This window comes from Aquimarina sp. AU58 (assembly GCF_900312745.1).
GTDB lineage: Bacteria > Bacteroidota > Bacteroidia > Flavobacteriales > Flavobacteriaceae > Aquimarina > Aquimarina spinulae.
Genome location: NZ_OMPD01000014.1, coordinates 378,785 through 398,803, shown reverse-complemented (window position 1 = coordinate 398,803; position 20,019 = coordinate 378,785). Strand labels below are relative to the sequence as shown.

17 protein-coding genes are annotated in these 20,019 nt (G+C 32.3%); 5 read left to right on the top strand and 12 right to left on the bottom strand.

The window, feature by feature from the left end; genetic code table 11:
• Window positions 1-65: 65 nt before the first annotated feature.
• Entirely contained in the window at window positions 66-1,139 is a 1,074-nt protein-coding gene (locus DK441_RS13455; protein ID WP_109851188.1) for a PA0069 family radical SAM protein, read from the top strand.
• Here DK441_RS13455 and DK441_RS13450 read toward each other — a convergent pair whose 3' ends face one another.
• Genes DK441_RS13450 through DK441_RS13440 form a run of 3 tightly spaced genes read right to left on the bottom strand, consistent with a single transcriptional unit; the run spans window position 1,140 to window position 3,559 of the window.
• Entirely contained in the window at window positions 1,140-1,793 is a 654-nt protein-coding gene (locus DK441_RS13450; protein ID WP_109851187.1) for an HD domain-containing protein, read from the bottom strand. It lies immediately after the preceding gene.
• Window positions 1,794-1,805: 12 nt separating this feature from the next.
• On the bottom strand, window positions 1,806-2,807 hold the full coding sequence (locus DK441_RS13445) for an acyl-ACP desaturase (protein WP_074405576.1): 1,002 nt from the start codon (window positions 2,805-2,807) through the stop codon (window positions 1,806-1,808).
• An 11-nt stretch (window positions 2,808-2,818) separates the two neighbouring features.
• Window positions 2,819-3,559, bottom strand: coding sequence for a lysophospholipid acyltransferase family protein (locus DK441_RS13440; RefSeq protein ID WP_370444318.1), 741 nt, complete (start codon window positions 3,557-3,559; stop codon window positions 2,819-2,821).
• Between the two features lie 223 nt (window positions 3,560-3,782).
• Here DK441_RS13440 and DK441_RS26600 point away from each other — a divergent pair, with 223 nt between their 5' ends.
• Window positions 3,783-3,947 (top strand): hypothetical protein, encoded by a 165-nt coding sequence (locus DK441_RS26600; protein ID WP_159099234.1) that lies wholly within the window; start codon window positions 3,783-3,785, stop codon window positions 3,945-3,947.
• 69 nt (window positions 3,948-4,016) lie between these two features.
• Here DK441_RS26600 and DK441_RS13435 read toward each other — a convergent pair whose 3' ends face one another.
• Window positions 4,017-4,427: a BrxA/BrxB family bacilliredoxin gene (locus tag DK441_RS13435; RefSeq protein ID WP_074405577.1), complete on the bottom strand. Its 411-nt coding sequence runs from the start codon at window positions 4,425-4,427 to the stop codon at window positions 4,017-4,019.
• 326 nt (window positions 4,428-4,753) lie between these two features.
• Here DK441_RS13435 and DK441_RS13430 point away from each other — a divergent pair, with 326 nt between their 5' ends.
• Window positions 4,754-5,488 (top strand): TerB family tellurite resistance protein, encoded by a 735-nt coding sequence (locus DK441_RS13430; RefSeq protein WP_109851186.1) that lies wholly within the window; start codon window positions 4,754-4,756, stop codon window positions 5,486-5,488.
• 28 nt (window positions 5,489-5,516) lie between these two features.
• Here the strand turns inward: DK441_RS13430 and DK441_RS13425 are convergent, their stop codons facing one another.
• The 7 genes from DK441_RS13425 to DK441_RS13390 form a co-directional block, all read right to left on the bottom strand.
• Complete coding sequence (locus DK441_RS13425; RefSeq protein WP_160112091.1) at window positions 5,517-7,085, bottom strand: SMI1/KNR4 family protein; 1,569 nt, start codon at window positions 7,083-7,085, stop codon at window positions 5,517-5,519.
• Between the two features lie 51 nt (window positions 7,086-7,136).
• Window positions 7,137-7,841, bottom strand: a complete 705-nt coding sequence (locus tag DK441_RS13420) for a hypothetical protein (RefSeq protein ID WP_109851184.1) — start codon at window positions 7,839-7,841, stop codon at window positions 7,137-7,139.
• A gap of 11 nt (window positions 7,842-7,852) precedes the next feature.
• Complete coding sequence (locus DK441_RS13415) at window positions 7,853-8,242, bottom strand: hypothetical protein (RefSeq protein WP_109851183.1); 390 nt, start codon at window positions 8,240-8,242, stop codon at window positions 7,853-7,855.
• Between the two features lie 557 nt (window positions 8,243-8,799).
• Window positions 8,800-13,500: a hypothetical protein gene (locus DK441_RS13405; RefSeq protein WP_109851181.1), complete on the bottom strand. Its 4,701-nt coding sequence runs from the start codon at window positions 13,498-13,500 to the stop codon at window positions 8,800-8,802.
• Between the two features lie 56 nt (window positions 13,501-13,556).
• Complete coding sequence (locus DK441_RS13400) at window positions 13,557-14,150, bottom strand: imm11 family protein (protein WP_109851180.1); 594 nt, start codon at window positions 14,148-14,150, stop codon at window positions 13,557-13,559.
• A 77-nt stretch (window positions 14,151-14,227) separates the two neighbouring features.
• Entirely contained in the window at window positions 14,228-14,854 is a 627-nt protein-coding gene (locus tag DK441_RS13395; RefSeq protein WP_160112090.1) for an imm11 family protein, read from the bottom strand.
• A gap of 195 nt (window positions 14,855-15,049) precedes the next feature.
• Window positions 15,050-16,198 (bottom strand): lycopene cyclase family protein, encoded by a 1,149-nt coding sequence (locus tag DK441_RS13390; RefSeq protein ID WP_109851178.1) that lies wholly within the window; start codon window positions 16,196-16,198, stop codon window positions 15,050-15,052.
• A 259-nt stretch (window positions 16,199-16,457) separates the two neighbouring features.
• Between DK441_RS13390 and DK441_RS13385 the strand changes: the two genes are divergently transcribed.
• Both DK441_RS13385 and DK441_RS13380 read left to right on the top strand, forming a co-directional pair.
• Window positions 16,458-16,742, top strand: coding sequence for a glycosyltransferase (locus DK441_RS13385; RefSeq protein WP_109851177.1), 285 nt, complete (start codon window positions 16,458-16,460; stop codon window positions 16,740-16,742).
• A gap of 58 nt (window positions 16,743-16,800) precedes the next feature.
• Window positions 16,801-17,727 carry a DMT family transporter gene (locus DK441_RS13380; protein ID WP_109851176.1) on the top strand — a complete coding sequence of 309 codons (927 nt, stop codon included), beginning with the start codon at window positions 16,801-16,803 and terminating at the stop codon, window positions 17,725-17,727.
• Window positions 17,728-17,915: 188 nt separating this feature from the next.
• Here the strand turns inward: DK441_RS13380 and feoB are convergent, their stop codons facing one another.
• The gene (feoB, locus tag DK441_RS13375) at window positions 17,916-20,012 is read right to left on the bottom strand and encodes a ferrous iron transport protein B (RefSeq protein WP_109851175.1); all 2,097 of its coding nucleotides are present in this window, start codon (window positions 20,010-20,012) and stop codon (window positions 17,916-17,918) included.
• Window positions 20,013-20,019: the final 7 nt, after the last annotated feature.

Sequence of the window (20,019 nt, the reverse complement as noted above, 5' to 3'; positions counted from 1 at the left end):
TCCATACAAAAAAGGAATTATTCCATATATAAATTTTACCTTTATACCTCAAATCATCAATTGTAATGAAAACACAAAAGCATATAAAAGGCAGGGGGGCTCAAGAAAAGGTTCATAATAGGTTTTTTGAACTACATCATGAAACAAGAGATGATTTTCTTAATTATTGCCTTGACCAGGGAGAGTCAATCGATAAACATCAAACTAGGTATATAGAAACGTTTCCAAAAACGATTGTAAACAAAGTAACCAGTCCTGATGTTGGTATGTTATATTCTCTCAATCCGTATCAGGGTTGTGAGCACGGTTGTATATATTGTTATGCCAGAAATTCTCATGAATATTGGGGTTATGGTGCTGGATTAGATTTTGAAACTAAAATTTTGGTCAAAAAGAATGCTCCTGAATTACTAGAGAAGAAGTTGCGAAACAAAAAATGGAAAGCATATCCTATTTCACTTTCTGGAAATACTGATTGCTACCAACCTATTGAAAAAAAACTTGAAATTACCCGTAAACTTCTTGAAATTTTTCTAAAATACAGACATCCTGTTGGTATCATCACCAAGAATGCTTTAATCCTTAGGGATTTAGACCTTCTCTCTGAATTATCCAGGCATAACCTGGTTGCAGTATACCTCTCTATAACTACATTAAGAGAAGATACACGAAGAATTCTCGAGCCAAGAACTGCAAGCATAAAAAAACGATTAGAAACTCTAGAAAAACTAAATACTTCAGGAATTCCTACGAATGTGATGATGGCACCGATAATTCCTTCAATTAATAGTCACGAAATATTACCGTTAGCCAAAGAAATTTCAAAGCATGGTGCAAAAAGCATAGGGTATACAATCGTAAGATTAAATGGAGCAATCGGGAAAATATTCATTAAATGGTTAGAAAACACATTACCAGATCGTAAAGATAAAATCCTACATCAGATCATGCAGTGTCATGAAGGCAATCTAAATGATAGTTCCTTTGGGAGAAGAATGAGAGGTTCGGGTAATATGGCAGATCAAATTCATCAGTTATTTACTATAGCGAGACAAAAATACTTCTCTGAGGAGCAAAGTATACATTTAAACTGCGATCTACATCAATTTTATAAAGATGAGCAGTTACGACTTTTCTAATCAAGACTTCCCTTCCCATTCTTGATAGAACCGTTCTAGAAACTGTTCCATAAATTGATGTCGTTCTACTGCCAATTTTCTTCCTGTTATAGTATTCATTCTATCTTTAAGCAGTAATAATTTTTCGTAGAAATGATTAATGGTAGGCGATGTTGAAGATTTATATTCTTCTTTACTCATCTTTAGGTTTGGAGCAATTTCCGGATCATAAAGTATTCTGTTTTTAAACCCTCCATAGTTAAAACATCTTGCGATCCCTATAGCTCCAATAGCGTCTAAACGGTCTGCATCTTGTATAACATCTAATTCGGGAGATTTAAATTTTTGATCTATATTTCCTCCTTTGAAAGAAATATTTTTGATGATCTTAACGACATGATTGATAACTGCTGGTTCTACTTGAAGGTTTTCTAAAAAATCCGCAGCTATTTTGGGTCCAATAGTTTCATCACCATTATAAAATTTTGAATCTGCAATATCATGAAGTAATGCACCCAGAGAGACTACAAAAAAATCAACCTCTTCTTCTTTAGAAATTAATTGAGCGTTCCTAAAAACCCTTTGGATATGAAACCAGTCATGTCCTCCCTCTGCTCCACTAAGTGTATCCTTTACAAAATCAATAGTTTTAGATATAATCTGATCTTCAATCATACCCAATATTATTTATTTTGCCATTGCTGGTTGTACCCACTTAAATTCAAAAATTTCTTCTGGGATAACCAATCGCTCACTAATACGTTGCATTCTGGCAGGCAATTTCATTAAAAAGTCACGTGCTCTTTCTGCTTCATCGGTAAGATCAATAATTTTATCAATTTCCCATCGTTCGATAAGACGTTGCATAATATCAATGTAATCTTGTGAGGTATATACTCCGATACGTTGTGCAGACCACGAAAAATCTTCGAAAGCAGTTCCTATAGATTGGCCAGATTCTCTAAGTAAATGTGCTGGCATAACAATCTTTTTCTTCATCATATCGCTAAATGCAATCATCATCTGACTTGGATCTACCTCAAAAATACTTCTTACAAACTCACTATATGCATTATGATGACGCATCTCATCTCCTGCAATAATTTTGCACATCTTAGATAATGATTTATTAGAGTATTGTCTGGCTAATTTTGCAACTCTGTTATGAGAAATATAGGTTGCCAATTCTTGAAAACTAGTATATACAAAGTTTTTATAAGGATCTCTATCTGTACCTATATCAAAACCATCGTTAATTAGGTGTTGCGTAGTTCTTTCTACTTCAATCATATTCACTCGACCTGACAAATAGAGATATTTATTCAATACATCTCCATGTCTATTCTCTTCACCTGTCCAATAACGTACCCATTTGGCCCAACCATTATCTTTCCCATTTTCATGTTGATTGATTCCCTCTACATCCATTAACCAGGATTCGTAAGTAGGTAAAGCTTCTTCAGTAATAGTATCTCCAACCAATACTACCCAGAAATCATAAGGGAGTTCTTTAGCTAATTCTCTCAATTCTTTTACTTCTTCAAAAAAAGTATCTTCATTTTGTGAATCTGGTAAAAAATCAGTTGGTTGCCATATCTTATCTACCGGAATCAAAAATTTATCTATAAAACCATCTACTTTCTTTTCTAGTAGTTGCATTACCTCTAATCTAATATTATCTAAAGCCATTATGGTTGATGTTACGTTCTGATTGCTAAAATAACCCTTTCTTCTATTTTATCTAGTAATATTTCGGGTTCTTTGTTAATTGTTATTGGTTCTTGTACTTCTAATGTCATATGTACTCCTACTCCCATAGGAAAGTTACCAAATCTAACCAGTTTCCAACTATTATTTATAGTTACTGGTACTATCAAGGCTTCTGGAGCATTCTTAAATAAGATTTTTAGCCCTGTTGGAGCAAACGATTTAGGTTCTCCATCTCTACTACGCGTCCCTTCGGGGAAAATAACCGCCGAAAAATTATTTTTTGCAACAAATTTTCCAAATTTTGATAGTGCCGGAATTGATTGTTTTGGGTTTTTCCTATCAATTAAAACATTACCTCCATGCCGCAAATTAAAAGATATACTTGGTATGCCCTTGCCTAGCTCAATCTTAGAAATAAATTTTGGCTTGTGTTTTCTTAAATACCAAGATATTAATGGTATATCAAACATACTTTGATGATTAGACACCACTATTAAAGGTTGGTTTTGAGGTAATGAATATTGGTTTTTAAAACTAAATGTTACTCCTAAAACGTGTAAACATCGTAATAAACATAGATTCATAATGTTTACAACTCCTCTATGTCCTCTGGATCCCCCTAATTTTATACCTAACCATTGTAGCCCATGAAAAATCACCAAGGTAAAACCAAAAAACAAATAGAAAACTATAGAAAGCGGATAACTTAATATCTTTTTTATTGCCTCCATTTTCTCTGTATAATTTAATAAAATTTAATTTGTGTAAAAGGTATCGCAAGGTCTTATATTATTTTTAGTTGACCAATATTTTTGTATATCAAATTATAAAATTTGAAAAATAACCTGTGATTATTTGGTAACATTTATCATCGAGGAGACATAAACTATAGACATAACTCCTGAATGTCGATAAATGCTCAGGAGACATGCAAATCATTAAATAACTTAAATTATGTTAGCAAACATTTTAAAAGTAGAAGGAGTACAAGTACTTAATCAAAAAGTATTAAAACAAGTTAATGGAGGTAATGGTTGTCAGTGTGGTGGTGGGAGCCATCAGACCCCAGGAGGTAATGAATCTGGAAATGGTGAGGGTGGTCAATGCCATGAATGCTAAAATTTAGAATTAAAGTATAAAAATCCGGTTTGTATAACCGAATTTTTATACTTTCTTTTTAAAATCATTTTAGCAATGTTCGTTATAAGCATCTTTAAGGTTTTCTGCTATCATTTCTGCAGGGCGCCCTTCGATATGATGACGCTCTAACATATGAACTAATTCCCCATTTCTAAACAATGCCATAGAAGGTGATGATGGAGGAAACGGGATCATATAACTACGTGCTTTATCTGTCGCTTCTCTATCTACTCCTGCAAAAACGGTAACCAAATTATCGGGCTTTTTATCATTCTCTAATGACGCTCTTGCTCCCGGACGAGCATTTGCAGCAGCACAACCGCACACCGAATTTACAACTACCAATGTAGTTCCCTCTTTAGCTATTGCCGTTTCTACTGCCTCTTCTGTCTGTAATTCTTCAAAACCAATACTTGTAAGATCTTCTCTCATTGGTTTTACTAAATCTGCTGGATACATATTTTTATCTTTTATTTTCGTGTTTTAATTTTATGCAAAGTTACAAATTATGTACCACATAAGAACAACTGACAAGTAGTCTGAAAATACGGTTATGATTTATGAATACAATCAAATTGTTGATGTTATTATTTTATCTGTTTATATATTCTTTAAAAGCCTGAAGCTCCTTTTAACCCATATAGAGAATTAATCAATAAGATCTAATATCATAATCTATTTCTATTTCGTAACAAATAAAGAATATCACTTACTAATATAATAGAGAACTAAAAAATTATCTTTTAATAATTAGTTTATCTTTACAACCCAAAAAAATGTTTTGAATGATTAAATGGTTTGCTGCTATACTAGGCTATATGTTTTTTAGATTACCGGGAGCAGTTCTAGGTTTTATATTAGGTAGTCTACTCGATGCGACAAAAATCAAAACCAGTGGTGGGTTTAAAACAGTATTTTCTCAAGAACCAAAAGTAACTCCTGCCGATTTTGAGCTCAATTTACTCTCGTTGTCTTCTATTGTTATTAAAGCAGATGGAAGAATAAACCAAACAGAACTTGATTATGTAAGACGTTATTTTGTAAGTGCTTATGGCAAAGAGCGAGCTAATGCTACTTTTAGAACATTTAATGAAATTATCAAAAACAGACATGTTTCTGCACAACGTGTTTGTTTGTATATCAATCAACATACCCGATATCCATCGAGATTACAGATTCTACACTTTTTATTTGGAATTGCAAATGCTGATGGAAGAGTAAGTATCTCTGAAGCTGAAGAGATTCAGAAAATAGCGGGGTTTTTACGAATAAATTTTAAAGATTTCGAGAGCATTAAAGCTATGTTTTTCAAAACTGGAGATCATGCTTATAAAATTCTGGAAATTGATAAAACTGCTACCGATGCAGAAGTAAAAAAAGCATTTAGAACTATGGCAAAAAAATATCATCCCGATAAAATACAGCATATGGATGAGATTCATATCAAAGGTGCCGAAGCCAAATTTAGAGAGGTACAAAAGGCATATGATCAGATTAAAAAAGAACGAGGGATTGTTTAGTTAATTTTTAAGTATTTTATTTTTTAATTTATATTAAATTTTCAAAAGAACAATACCCCCCTATTGCTTGATGAGAAGAGTCTACCAATGCGATCATCAGGATTTCCGAAAGGCTTTTTCTTGCTATACTATTTTTAAGCATAGAGATTAAAGATTTTTCAAGAATATGAGGATGATTCTGATCATAATATAGCACTCCAAACCGTTCTTGTTGATCAAAGTAAAGAATGTATACGCTACTGTCATTTTCTTGTAAATATCCAAAAGAGATATACTGTTTATTAAGTAAATCGATATCATCTTGGCTTAATATAGTATTAAACCCACCCCAATAATATAATATTATATCCTTCACTCCAAGTCCGCATAATTTACTCTCATCAGTTCTTTTTAAATTTGTTAATAATTTATTTACCGATGGTATTGCAAAAATATCTTCCATGCCAGACAAACTACCAATAGTTCTGTAAAAATCTTTCAATTCGTTTGGGAATTTAACTCCAGCTAATTTTTCCAGATATTCAATTTGACTGGTGGTTGCTTGTGTGTTTTCTTCGAGCATACTATATCCTCCATATTTTTCAAGGTGGGTATCAAAATTTTCTTCATTTTCTCCCTCTTCAACTAAATGAGAATAATAATCTTTTCTCTCTATGTATCCCAAACGATTATAACGTTCTACAAATGTTCTAATTAGTTCTGCCTGTAGCGTTGCCATTTTAAGTTTACCTTCATTAAGCAGTTTCATTGTAGTATTATGCTCATACCATATCATGTATTCTTTTGACTGGATTTGCTTATCCAGATAAGCATTACTATGACCATCTATATAGAAACTATATAAAGCACTATAAAAATAGTAATCAAGATTGACTGCTTGAGAGCATTTTTTAAAATTCTCCATAACTACAGTCATCTCTTCTGCATTTTCCCAGTCATCTATCATTTCTTTCGCCTCTAAAAATGATTTTTCAGCATCAGATAGGTTCCATGGTTGAGATTCATCATTTTTTGATTTTTGATTTGAAATTTCTAATTCAGGAAAGAATTTATAAAATAATATGAGTACTTGTTGCATATTTTCTCTTTGTGCTATTGTAAATGGGCTATAGTGCATCCCTGTTTGTTGCACTTCTGGGTGAATTCCTATTTTTAGAAGCTCTTCCAACACTTTGTGATGATCGGGATTAGTCTTTATTCTATCCATAGCCTTTCTCATAAATTCCCATCCTCTGCGAACAATCTCATTTTTGTTAGGGAATTCATATAATGCATTACATACTTCTACAGGAGTTCCTTTGTCAAGAAGCAATAGCAATTCATGAATTCCATTAGTATTACCTTGCTTTAACTTTCTAAGCTTTTCCAATTTTATCTTTCGATCCGCTTTTCTCCATGCTTTGTCTAATAATTTAATTCGTACTTTTTGCTCTTCGGACACTTTAGGATTTCGTAACAACTTATCAACGTATATTACAAAAACATCGTTAAGCTTTTCATACTCCTCTAATGTTGTAATGGCAGACTCGAAATCATCAATTTCTAAATATGGTTTTAATATTTCTGTTAAGTTATCAACTTCTTCTACACTCATCATTATTATCTTATAAAGATTAAAATGCTTTCAATTCGATTAATCAAACAAAATTTATAAACTTTCGGACAGGAATTTTTTAATAGCTTCTGCTTTTGTTACTTGAAGAAGACCAGACGAAAAATCAAAAGGAATCCTAAAAACGCCTTTATCAATGCTCATCGTACTCACCTGTTCATTGTCTATAGTAAGCTGTTGTATAGATTCGTTAAATGCTTCAATAAAATCCGGATCATTTTCGATTAGTTGATTAAACTGTGTAATTTGTTTAAGTATACCATCAACAGCCCAAATTGTTCTAACGGTTTCTTTGTCAATTTCTGCCCAGTCTATATTGATTTCCAAGGCTGATCGAAAAGTGTTTTGTAAGATTTTTTGCAGCTCCTGCACTTTTCTTTTCAAGGCTAGGATTGTTGGTGGCTCCCCAATCCCTTCAGGAATTCTATTTTCACAGAAGTTTTCTATGCTTTTTTCAAAATTTTCGATTCCTATAGATTGAATTCCATGAAAATCAAGGTACTGCACATAATAGCTTTGATTATCATGTGAAAAATTCACTAATGTTAGCTGCCCTGCTTTTTTATCTAAACCTATTATGTAACCACGAGCTGTAAGTCCCGAAGAGAAAATTAAGTCAACCTGAAAAGAACTCCTAAGTGATTTATCAACTAGTGATTGCTTATGTATCCCATAAACAATCACTAGAATGTTTTCGATTTTTTGTGTTCCTACATAGGAAAGTGTACTTTGAATATCCATTTCCAAAGTAATTATAGAAGGTTTTCGATTTTTGTTCTATAATCTCCTGGTGTAAAAATTCCATTACTAAAATCTTCCCATTTGGCGTCTACAGTTAAAACGCCATCTGCCAAAGCAACTTTTTTTGCAGAAGCATCATCAATATTATTTACATGAATAGTTGTCATTGATTCTTGTAACGCTTCTTTTCCCATATCATCAGAAGCAATTTTTTCTATACCTTCAGTAATTCTTCCTAAGGATTGGTGGTAAATCTGTTGTAACTGATTTACGGTCTCAAAACTATCCCAATTAATACTAATTTCTATTTCTTTTCCTAGTGTATTACTAAGTCTCTTTTTAATATCAGGAATATTATTTTCCTCAATAAATCTAATTTGTTTTTTTTCTGCTAAACCCATTTTATTATTTTTATTATTAGTTATAGTTTTTTTTTGCTAAACCATTTTCGTCATCACTCATAAGAAGATCATGACTAAAATTATAGATGTTTGCATTGCAAATATGATAGGAAATTTGACATAACAAAACACTTTTTACAGTGAAAACATTACCCCTGAAAACAGGGATATAAATAAATTAACGTGAATCTCTAAGAGTTTTGCTTAAAAAACTCTCCTCTTCCACTCTATGAGAAATCACTTTATGAAAAATTAATCAATGATCTATTTTTTTTGGAAACTATTAATGTGCTCATAAACGCATAGAATTCTTTTTTCATTAGTTAATACTACATCTGAATCCCTAACATTTGAAGAAGAATAACAGGTTCGGGGAACATGGCTGATCAAATTTTGCCAAGGATATTTTATACAGCGTTTAATATAGCGAGGTTCTAATTCCAACTTTTCAAAACTGGCATCTATCAACCGTGAATCACCTTTTGTCCACATAGTGTATAGAAGTCATTTCACATATAAAATATTTTTTATCACTCTTTTAGCATCATTGATGCTCCCTAATTTTCAGATATAACTCCTTTATTTTTTATTATTTCATCTAATATTGCTGTCGAATTACCTTTTTCTTTAGCTTTTCGCACATAGTTTAATGCTTCTTCTGGCTGCTTCATTTTATAATACACTTCGCCAATATTTGCATAGTACATGGCGTCAGAAGGATTAGCAAGTGCTGCTTTTTTAAAATAAGCCAGAGACTCTTCAAGTTTATTTTTTTCATCAAACGCACAGCCACTTAAATTGTATAAACTTGCAATTGCTACTTTATCATGTACTGCTTTTTCTTCAAAATCTTTGCGCTGTTCTAAATAGATATCGATTCCTTCTGTTAACCACAATAAACGAGCTTTGAAATAATGTGCCTGACCATAATTGGGATCAATAGACAATACAAGATCTCCTTTGGTTTTTGCAGCTTCAAAATCCTTATTCTGTAGCGCATTCCAAGCCTCTTGTAACATTGCTTGTTTACCATTTCTCTTCAGAAAGGAAATATCCTTATCATCAAAAAGATTTGGATGTTTTTCAATAACATCAATTAACGGTAAAATGGCAGAAGCGATTTCGGGATGATCTTCCATAAGTTGAAACATAGAATAATGGATGAGATAAATAGCCATTTTTCGATCGGCATCATACGATTTTTCGGGTTGTATAACCGTCTCACGTAAACGTGAGATCAACTTATCGACAAACAGATTTTTATCTTCCTGGAATAGTATTGCAAAAAAATGATACCAAGAATTTTTATATAATTCTGGTTTTTCATTTTCGGGCCATACTGTCCCTTTTTCATCATCTAGATTTTTCAATATTTTCTGTACAGTCAACCTACGAAGAAGTGTGGCTAAAAACTCCTCTCTCAACAAGTGGGAGTCCTCCTTATCCTCTTTTTTGAAACCTCCATTTTGTTCATAAGTGTACTTATAGCGCTCTGCTTCATCACAAATTTTTTCAGAAAACTCATCCTGTCCTAGTTTTGCTAATATGGTGACAATACTAATAATACTTTCTCTTAATTGATATTCTACCTCATCACTTTCATTATAAGTGGTATAGGCTTTAATAAGCTTTTCTTTGAAAGGCAGAAAGCAAGAAGAAGGCAATGCAGATAAATTTATACCATTACTGTTGGTTCCTCCAAGATACATGTAATGATTAAAATTTAATTCGGTTGTTAACAAATAATCAATATATGCATGTATGCTTGGATGATCATATTTTTTTAATCGAATCGCAATTTTTGTTGCTAATTTATCTTCGATATCATTTAACAAGGCAGTTTCAAGTACAGATCTTACTTCTTTATCATTCTCAAAATCTTCAAAAATCTCATAATCATTATCAGCAAAAATACTTAAATATTCGGGATCATTTATAACAACAGAACCTTCTAAATCTTCAGGAATCGGCTTGCCGTATTTAACACCATTCAAAAGAACTTTTTTCACTAAACCTTTGTCTGCCTTTGCACTAAATATCCAAAGAGCATAATCTTTAATTTGCTTTCTTTTTTCTACATCTTTCCCTTGTGTAATATCATCATTAAAAATTTCAATAAACTGTTCCAGAATGGCTGGTTCAGCAATTTTCCCCGCTAGCTTCCTAAATAAGTCAATATTATAAACCGAAAGAATCTCGGCAACATTTGTGTCTGTCTCTTGATTTTTCTTTGATTCCTTTTTCTTTTGCTTGTCTTTGATAATTGATCTAACCGGTTTCCAGGGATTATTAGGGAATGATAAAAACGAAGTCGAATTGTCAATAGAAATCATCACTGTTTTGGCGGCTTTCTTTTTAAAATTCTCTTTTTCTACGATAGAATTGATGATGGCTTGCAGATCGTAAGTGATATCATGTACTTTTGGATCATAGGTAATGTTTTGAGTCTCAGACAAAAAACCGGACACAGAAAATGAGGTAGTTGTAACCGTATCAACCCCATAAGGATTTTCGTTTACTGCAAAACTGCTACAAGGATGAATTTCAAATTGGACAGCATAGAAATGTGGATTCCAGCCTACAATTAATTTTCCAATATCCATTTCTGCTTTTTTCTCACAGTAATGCGCTACAGTATTAAGCATCATTTCTGCCAATTCGTCTTGAATAGAATAGGTTTCTTTTTCCTGTATTATTTTCTTTTCTTTTTCAAATACATAGATTTCATCTTGACTAAATGATATTAATCTATTGCCTGTAAACACATTACATATATTAGAATCAACCACTTCAGAATATTCTTTTGTTTCTGATAAGCAATCCATCCATTTTGCTGAAACCAATTTACCATCAACATTTGCCAACTGTTTCAGTAGAACATTTCCATCCCCAACAATTACATTATCCGGAATCTTACCTGTAAAATCATAAACTGGAGAGATCGCATCTTTACTGGGAGAATCATCCTGATTTACATGAACAAAAACAGGGTTTTTTGGATCTTTTATATTGATAACGTCTCCGCCTACCAAATGTTGATCAATGATCTTGAAGTAGTGGTTTTCGCCTGTCTTAAAACTCACTATTTCGGAAGCAATTTTTGGTTGGCTCGGTTCACTAACATCCAATATCAGAAGTGAACCCCAGTCTAAAAACAACAAACCATCCTTTGCCGTTGCTCCACCCTGACTACCAACATAATATTCTGACAACAGCAACTTAACCGGTGTTTGTTTCAGGTCATAAATTTCGAGATGTTGCTGATTTACGGCATAAAGCGTACCCAGATCAACAGCCGCACAAGAATAGCTAGAATTACTATTTTGGTTTTTAATGGTTTGGGACAATTCAAATTTATGATCACTGATATCAAAACATAAAATACCTTCTTCTTCAATAGGAACATAAAGTGTATCCTTTTCTACAAATACATCCTTAATCTCTGCAGATGCATCAAAGGTATATGAATCTAATTTATTCCACTCATAGGTTTTGGTTAACTCTGCAATAAAAATTTCCTGATCGGTGTATACGATAAAAACAGATTCGGATAGGGGTTGAACCCAATAGATCTCATCAATGCTTATTTCATTTGTTTTAATGTAGTGTTCATCAAATTCAATTAGTTGAGTGGTACGAATTTCACTGTCGGGGCTACGAAATTCCTTGGTTTTCAATTCGGCTTTAAATTGCTTTTTTTCTTCCTCCTTTTTATACCATCGAGCTACTTCATTTTTGATACTGGTACTGCCTTTGAATTCAAAATTTATAAGCGTTAACAGATTACCATAGTCCAGGTCGATTTCTCTGAAAAAATGAATCGCTTTATCTTTATTTCCTTTTTGCAAATACAGTTTTGTTAAAGCAAATGCCGGATTGTATTTAGAGGTTCTATTTTTCCTTTCTTCGAACAGATTCAAACAGTCTTTTTCGATAACCTCCAATTTATCTGGATTTCCAACATGTGTTTTAATATCATACAACCAACTGGACAATTCTACTTCTTTTCGACCCGAATCATCTTCGATAGTATTATAGTAAAGATCAAATTCTTTTTTATCATCAAGGAAATAGCAAGATTCGAGAATATAGTGCATATGGTATTTTGAGATGTTTTTGATCTCTGATAAAATCGTAATCACTTTCTTAAAATCCGTATTTTCGAAATAGGTTGATGCTAATCCTAATTTAAGTTTGCTGTACTCATTATGATCGGGAGGGAGCTGTTTTAGTAAAAACTCTACAGCCTCTGTACCATAAGCAAATAAGTGTCGTTTTTGCTTAGAAGACAGCTTCTGATTATTTTCTATGAATACCTTAATCCAATTTTCAACTTCAGGTTTTTTTTCGAGTGGATTAGGAACGAAGTCTTTATCTATTATTTTCTCGGGAAATCGCTCAATAAGTTTTTTAAATTCACTAAACAATAACTCGTATGATAAATCTCCCCGATCTTCCTTGGTATGCCCGGAACTCAATTCCCAATCTTCAAACTCATCATCCATTCGGAAGACAAATTCATCAGGGTTATCCTTAGGATTCGAATAGATGTATTTAACATGTTTCATGTCAATGGTGTACACATTGCTCTCTTTTTTCAGACTATCATCTATTTTATTCCCTTTAGGATAAAAAAGTGTAAAACCATTTTCATTGAATTTTAAATACGGATAGGTTATCTTTATATCTGGAAGAGTTAACTTGACATTATGAAAAGGCCCTGCGCCGTTTGCATGTGTAAAAGCAGCAACATAATTATACTCTTCATAATCATGCATCATATTGTTGAGTACAATTCCTACTACATGTTTAAACTTATCTGCAAAGTATTGAGTAGCTACAGTCCTGGCTGCTTTAATTGTTTGAGAGAATAATGCTTGTCGTAAGCAAATCAAATAACTTTTATAAGCAGAATCTGAAATGTGATCAAATGTAAGTTTTTGTTTTACATTACTGTATTTTTGGATATACTCACTTGCTGGTGTACTATATTTGTCTAGATTCTTACCAAGCCCTTCATCTGCTATATCCAACCACATACTAATATCAATTAACCCAATAGGGCTGTCATTGGTCATTAGTGAGAAAAAAGTTTTCCACTCTTTTGAATGATAAATTTCTAACGCATCAAAAGATGAATTAGGATGAATAATGATCATCCTAATTTCCTTAGCATTAATATGCTCTTGTTCAATAGCGTTATCAATTATTATTTTGAGCTCTGTAGCTATATGTTTTGTTATATCAAGTGTTGTCATGATTGTTGAATTATTTTTTAATGATTGTGTATTATTTACCGATTACAAATAGGTATCTAATTACAGGGTTCTGCTATAATACCGGTAAATTTTCCATTATTAATTACTTTAGCCACTTTCTCATTAACTATGATTTCAAGATGTGATTCGGCAAGTCTAAACATAGACAATCCTTTTACTTTTTCTTCATCAATTTTTATTTTATGAAAGTAATACCCACTACCAAAAGGTAAATGTTCTGATGCTTCTAGATCGACACAAGAAACAAGTCCTATTATATTTACCAATGCATACTTATAGTTTAGCACTTCTCCTGTAAACGCATCTTCTATTTCTACAGGAAAGATTTGTAAATTATCAACTCCTGCATCTCTCAACGCATTAATTAATGCCGAAGTCATTAAGGAAGATTCACTATAATAATCTACTAACCTTTCTTCTATAGAAGGTTGTATATATTCTCCTTCAAAATCAGGATCATATTGATCATAACCCGATTCTTCTCCTGCAAACATTTCAATTTTAAAAGGGAGTTCTATTTTTTTTTCATGAATAGAAACACCACTGGTATGATATATTTCTCGATGCGAATCACGCTTCATCATAATATTTTTGCCTTCATCGGGTGAAATAATTCTATAATATGCCATGCTTTATCTTTACCGAATATTATTTTATTATCTAGCACATAAACTCTCTTACATTTTAGATAGATAATCCTTTCTGTTTAAGGTTCTCTTTGCCATTTTCTTGTTGGGATTACATTAATCCCTTTTATATTGTGTTCTTTTAATGCATTGGTTACTTTTTCATGAATAAAAATTCCTCCCCCCACTCCTCGTGAGATCTCTTTGCGAAAAATCAAGGCTCCATTTGTTTTTTGGGAATCTATTAATGAGCCTGCAAACTCATAAAAATCTTCTCCCAATGGCAATGTATCTGATTCTTTTGTGCTTGTACAGGAAACCAAATCGAGGATATTAAAAACAATATAATCATCCCTTACTTCTTCTGTATTCTTATTGATAAATTGCAGTGGTAATACCTGAATATTATCAACGCCACATTCCCGAAGTACGGTATACATTCTCTTACTCATGATATCATCTGTATCAAAAAAATCCCAAAGATGATCCTCTCCAGTTTCTCTAAGTAAACCGCTCATTTTCTCTAGATTATCCCCACTCAAAATATCCTCAAGAGGATGATAATCCGGTTCGTCATACGTAAATACATAAGGTAAATCTTCGTCTTCTTCATCAATTTTAATACCCATAATCAAACTTTCATGCGTTTGATTTACACCTTCAACATAAGTGGTCATTCCTTCGGAGTTACATAAATGATAATACATACTCATCTTTGTTTTTATAAAGTATTAAACCATTATATTCAAAAATATGGTAACTCATTTACCATATGAATATTTATAGTAGTTAGCCTTCCAAAAATACTTTTTATAGCTAAAATTCACTTCACTGTTTTCAGGGGTTTATAAACCGAATTTATGATTTTATCAATGTACTTGTTTTTGAAAAACCAAATGATATTACTTTAGTTTAAAAACTCGCCTGCACAGTGCTTTTAAAAAATTACCGGCTGGTAGACTTGTAGTAATTTTAATATCTTCTAATAGTGTAGTTTCTTCGTCTAAAAATTTTAGAATCTTTGTACTCTTATTTTTTCGAAATAATCTGGAAAACAAACTAGAGCCTATTCTGTTTTCTGTATACAAAACATCCAGAAATAGTAAATCGTAGTACCAGAACTTCGTTCTTTTACTAAATTTTGAAAGATCTGTATTACTTTTAAGGTAAGAGGTAAGGGTATTTATTTTTTTAAGAGATATATTAAATGTATATCCTGTACTGGGTTTTGTCCACCCTCCGGCTGTACCAATATGCAATATGTTTTTAGAATTATGCTTTCTAAATTCATAACAGGTCATTGGGATACATCCTTTTTCTTTTTCCACAATCTTATACTCATCGATCCCTTTTTCTCTTAGGTATCTTACTATTTCATTTTCATATTCTTGCTCTTCCAAAAGATCTTCAGAAAATAAGGTGTATTCAAACAATGCTTCTGTTTCAGAAATAGGTAGCACATACATGAATCGGGTATTGTTTTTCTGAGCTACTGTAAAATCCATAAAAGTAGCTGTTTTAATATCAAATAGAGGGCTTTGTGTTTTTACAAACCATCCTACGAAATGTTGATTCAAAACAGGGTATCGATTTTGATTTTTGTACGCTCTGGATAACAGGACACTATTAAAAACTTTATCTGCAAGATGCATTCGGGTGTTGGTTTCAACTCTAACTATGTTTCCTTCATCAGTTAAAGAAATGATTTCCTCCTGCGAGATGGTGATGTTAGATTTTTCTTTTAAAATTCTAAAAATGAAATCATAAAAATCTTTACTTCTCACAAGCTTATACTGATAAGGCAAAATCTTTATTTCTTTTGAAAAATGAGTGCTCCCAAAATAGATAGTATCCCATTTTTTACTTACGATTTCATCCCAAATACCTATACCTTTTTCCCAAAAACACCAGGTGCGATCATTCTGATTTTTTAGTTCTTCATCAATTAGCAAGATTTGCTTTTCATCAAAAAAAGGGTCTAAAACCATATGATAAGCCAGCATCAAACCCGAAGCCCCTAAACCCGAAATTATGTAATCGTACTTTTGCATATATATGATAGTCAAATATAAAATGAAAATTCATCAATATGACTATATCATTAAGTATTTAGGTTTATTTCTTATACATCTTTCTTATCAATCATCTTTAATCATGAAAATGACCATTTTATTTGTGATTCCTATAGAATAACTACATATCGATAGATAAAAACCATTGATCGATAGTAATTTTCTTCTCATCGACATAGTACCTTCTACAATATAAACCATGATTACTTTTAGGATATAAACCTCAAAAATACCTATTATGAAAACTGGAATTATTATTCCCTGCCACAATGAAGAAAAAAGATTAGATGTAACTGCTTTTCTTAATTTTATACAAAAAAAGAGCAATATCCATTTATGCTTTATAAATGATGGAAGTGATGATAATACTATAAATATATTAAAAGATATTCAATCCAATAATCCTCTTCAAACCAGTGTTATTGATGTTAAAAAGAATTCTGGTAAAGCTGCTGCAGTGCGAACTGGTGCCAAATACTTAAACAGTAGAGAAGACATTAAATGTATAGAAATACTCCTTTGATAACAGTTTTTTAAACTTTTTAAAATAGAGTTTGGTTAACTTTCCTTTTCTTTGCCAAATGATTTCTAACAAGATAAAAGCTCATTTGGCTCTATTGAGCGTTAATATTATATATGGAGCAAATTATCTTGTTGCAAAAGGATTGATGCCTGATAAAATTGAAGCTTCCGCATTGGTATTTCTTCGAATCAGTGGTGCGGGCTCATTATTCTTAATCCTTAAACTCTTTATTAAAGAACAAGTAGCAAGAAAAGATATTCCTCGCTTAGCATTATGTGGCTTTTTGGGAGTCGCTACCAATCAGTTCTTCTCTATGAATGGATTAAGTCTTACTTCTCCCGTTGACGCTGCAATTATTATTACCGCAATGCCCATTTTTACAGTAATTATTAGTTATTTCTTGCTTAAAGAGCCTTTAACATTACAGCGTATTTTGGGGATATCAATAGGAGGTACTGGTGCCGTTTTATTAATTTATTTAGGAAATTCTGGGCTAGGAACTGGCTCCTTGCTAGGAAATATTTTTGTGTGTATTAATGCTTTGGCGTTTGCATTCTATTTGGTAATTGTAAAACCGCTAATGTCTAAATATAAACCTATTACAGTAATTGTTTGGACGTTTTTATTTGGGTTTATATTTATGTTTCCGTTTTGCATCGAAAAACTGATTCATACCGATTTTAGCACTTTTGTTACTTCAAATTGGGTTTCTTTGTTTTATGTTGTGGTGGGTCCAACTTTTTTGGCATACTTGCTTAATATGTTTGCTTTACAATTTGTAAAACCTACCGTTTCTAGTAGTTATATTTATGTACAACCTGCAGTTGCTATGATTCTTGTGGGTATTATCTCATATTTTGTTATAAATAGTCAATATAAAGGCGATATCACGATACCAAAATTATTATGTTGTATTTTGATTTTTTGTGGAGTGTACCTTATTAGTAGTGCCCCACTAAAGTGGTTTAAAAAATCAAATTCTTAATGACATCCACAACCTGTACTACCACAAGATTTAGATGATTTTTTCTTTGTAGAAGATATTGAGGATTTCCAAAAGAATTTTTTAATCAAAAATCCTATTGCTCCAGCAAAAATCAAAAGCACGATTATATTTTGGATAAGAATACTCATAGTATATATAGTCGTATAAAGATACTAAAACTAATGTTTTTATTTTAAAATTTGATATACAATTAAAGCTACACTGTAAGCAAAGATACTCATAAAAACAAGCTGAATCGTCGGCCATTTCCAGCTATTAGTTTCTCGTTTCACTATAGCCAAAGTACTCATACATTGCATGGCAAAGGCATAAAATAATAATAATGAGATACCACTAGCTAAGTTAAACAATGGTCCTCCTGTTACCTGATTAACCTCTGCTGCCATTCTATTTTTTATTGTTTCTTCTTCATCGCTCCCCACACTATATATTGTTGCTAACGTTCCTACAAAAACTTCTCTAGCAGCAAAAGAACTAATAATTCCTATTCCTATTTTCCAGTCATAACCCAAAGGAGCCACCACAGGTTCTATTGCTTTACCTGCATATCCGATAAAGGAATATTCTAGTTTATAAGATGCTATTTTGTTATCTAATTCTTCTTGCAAAAGGTTAGGATGAAGTTCTGTTATAATTTCTTCGGCATTACTAAAATTTTCATTAGGTCCAAAACTCGCTAAAACCCATAAGATGATAGAGATTGCCAAAATGATTTTTCCAGCTCCAAAAACAAAAGCTTTTGTCTTTTCGATTACATTTATTGCTACATTTTTAAATAGTGGGACTTTATATCCCGGCATTTCGATTACAAAATAAGATTTGCTTTTGATTTTTAATATCTTGTTAAGTAACCACGCCGATCCTACCGCAGTACCAAAGCCGAGAAAATACAACAACATTAAAGTAAGACTTTGGTAACCAAATATCCAGCCTATTTTTTCATCTGGAATAACCAATGAGATAATAATAAGATATACCGGTAATCTTGCAGCACATGTGGTAAAAGGCACGACAAGAATCGTGATTAATCTTTCTTTCCAGTTTTCGATATTTCTTGTAGCCATTACTGCCGGAATAGCACAGGCAGTACCAGAAACTAAAGGAACTACACTTTTACCACTTAATCCAAACCTGCGCATCACTCTATCCATAAGAAAAACTACGCGACTCATATAACCACTTTCTTCTAATATGGAAATAAAGAGAAATAAAAATGCGATTTGAGGAATAAAAATAACAATCCCTCCTAACCCAGGAATAATACCCTCTGTAATCAAATCGACAAAAGGTCCAGATGGCAGAGAGGCTTTTGTTACTTCACTTAACCAGGCAAAAGCTTCATCTATTAAGTCCATTGGGTAAGATGACCAATCATAAATGGCCTGAAATATCAATAAGAGTATTGCTAAGAAAATAACATATCCCCAAAACTTATGGGTAAGTATCCTATCCATCTTTGCCCGCATTCCTGTAGCAGCTTTTTCATCTATGGTAAGACCTTTTTTAAGCACATTATTAATAAATTGATATCGCTTAATGGTCTCTTTCTGCTGTAATCTTTTTAATTCACTTTCAGATTTTATTTTAAAATCAGGTGAAACAACTATTTCTTGCTTATCGAATTTCCTGAAATTAACATCTTGAGTTATGATCAACCAAAGCTTATATAAAGATTGATCAGGAAATGTTTTTTGTAATCTGCCAAAATAATCTGGTGCAAAAGACAATGCATCAAAACATGGCGTTTTTGATAATGATGTATATGATTCTATTATTTTTTTAAGTTCATCAATCCCTTCTCCTTTACGAGCGCTAATCAAAGCTATCTTGGTATTTAGCTCTTTTTCTAATAGTGGAATGTCTAATGAAATCCCCTTTCTATGCATACGATCTGCCATGTTAATGACCAAAATAGTAGGAATATCCAGATCTTTAATTTGTGTAAAAAGAAGTAAATTTCGTTTAAGGTTTTCTACATCACTTACTACGACTGCTACATCGGGATAATCTTTGCCTTTTTTATTAAGCAGTAATTCGATCACTACATTTTCATCTAATGAAGAAGCATTAAGGCTATAAGTGCCAGGTAAATCCATAATGTGAGCCTTAACTCCACGAGATAATTTACATACTCCTTCTTTTTTCTCGACAGTAATACCTGGATAATTACCAACCTGTTGATTAAGGCCAGTAAGCAAATTAAAAACTGATGTTTTTCCGGTATTTGGGTTTCCTATAAGTGAAACTTTAATTTGCTTAGCCATAAAAAGA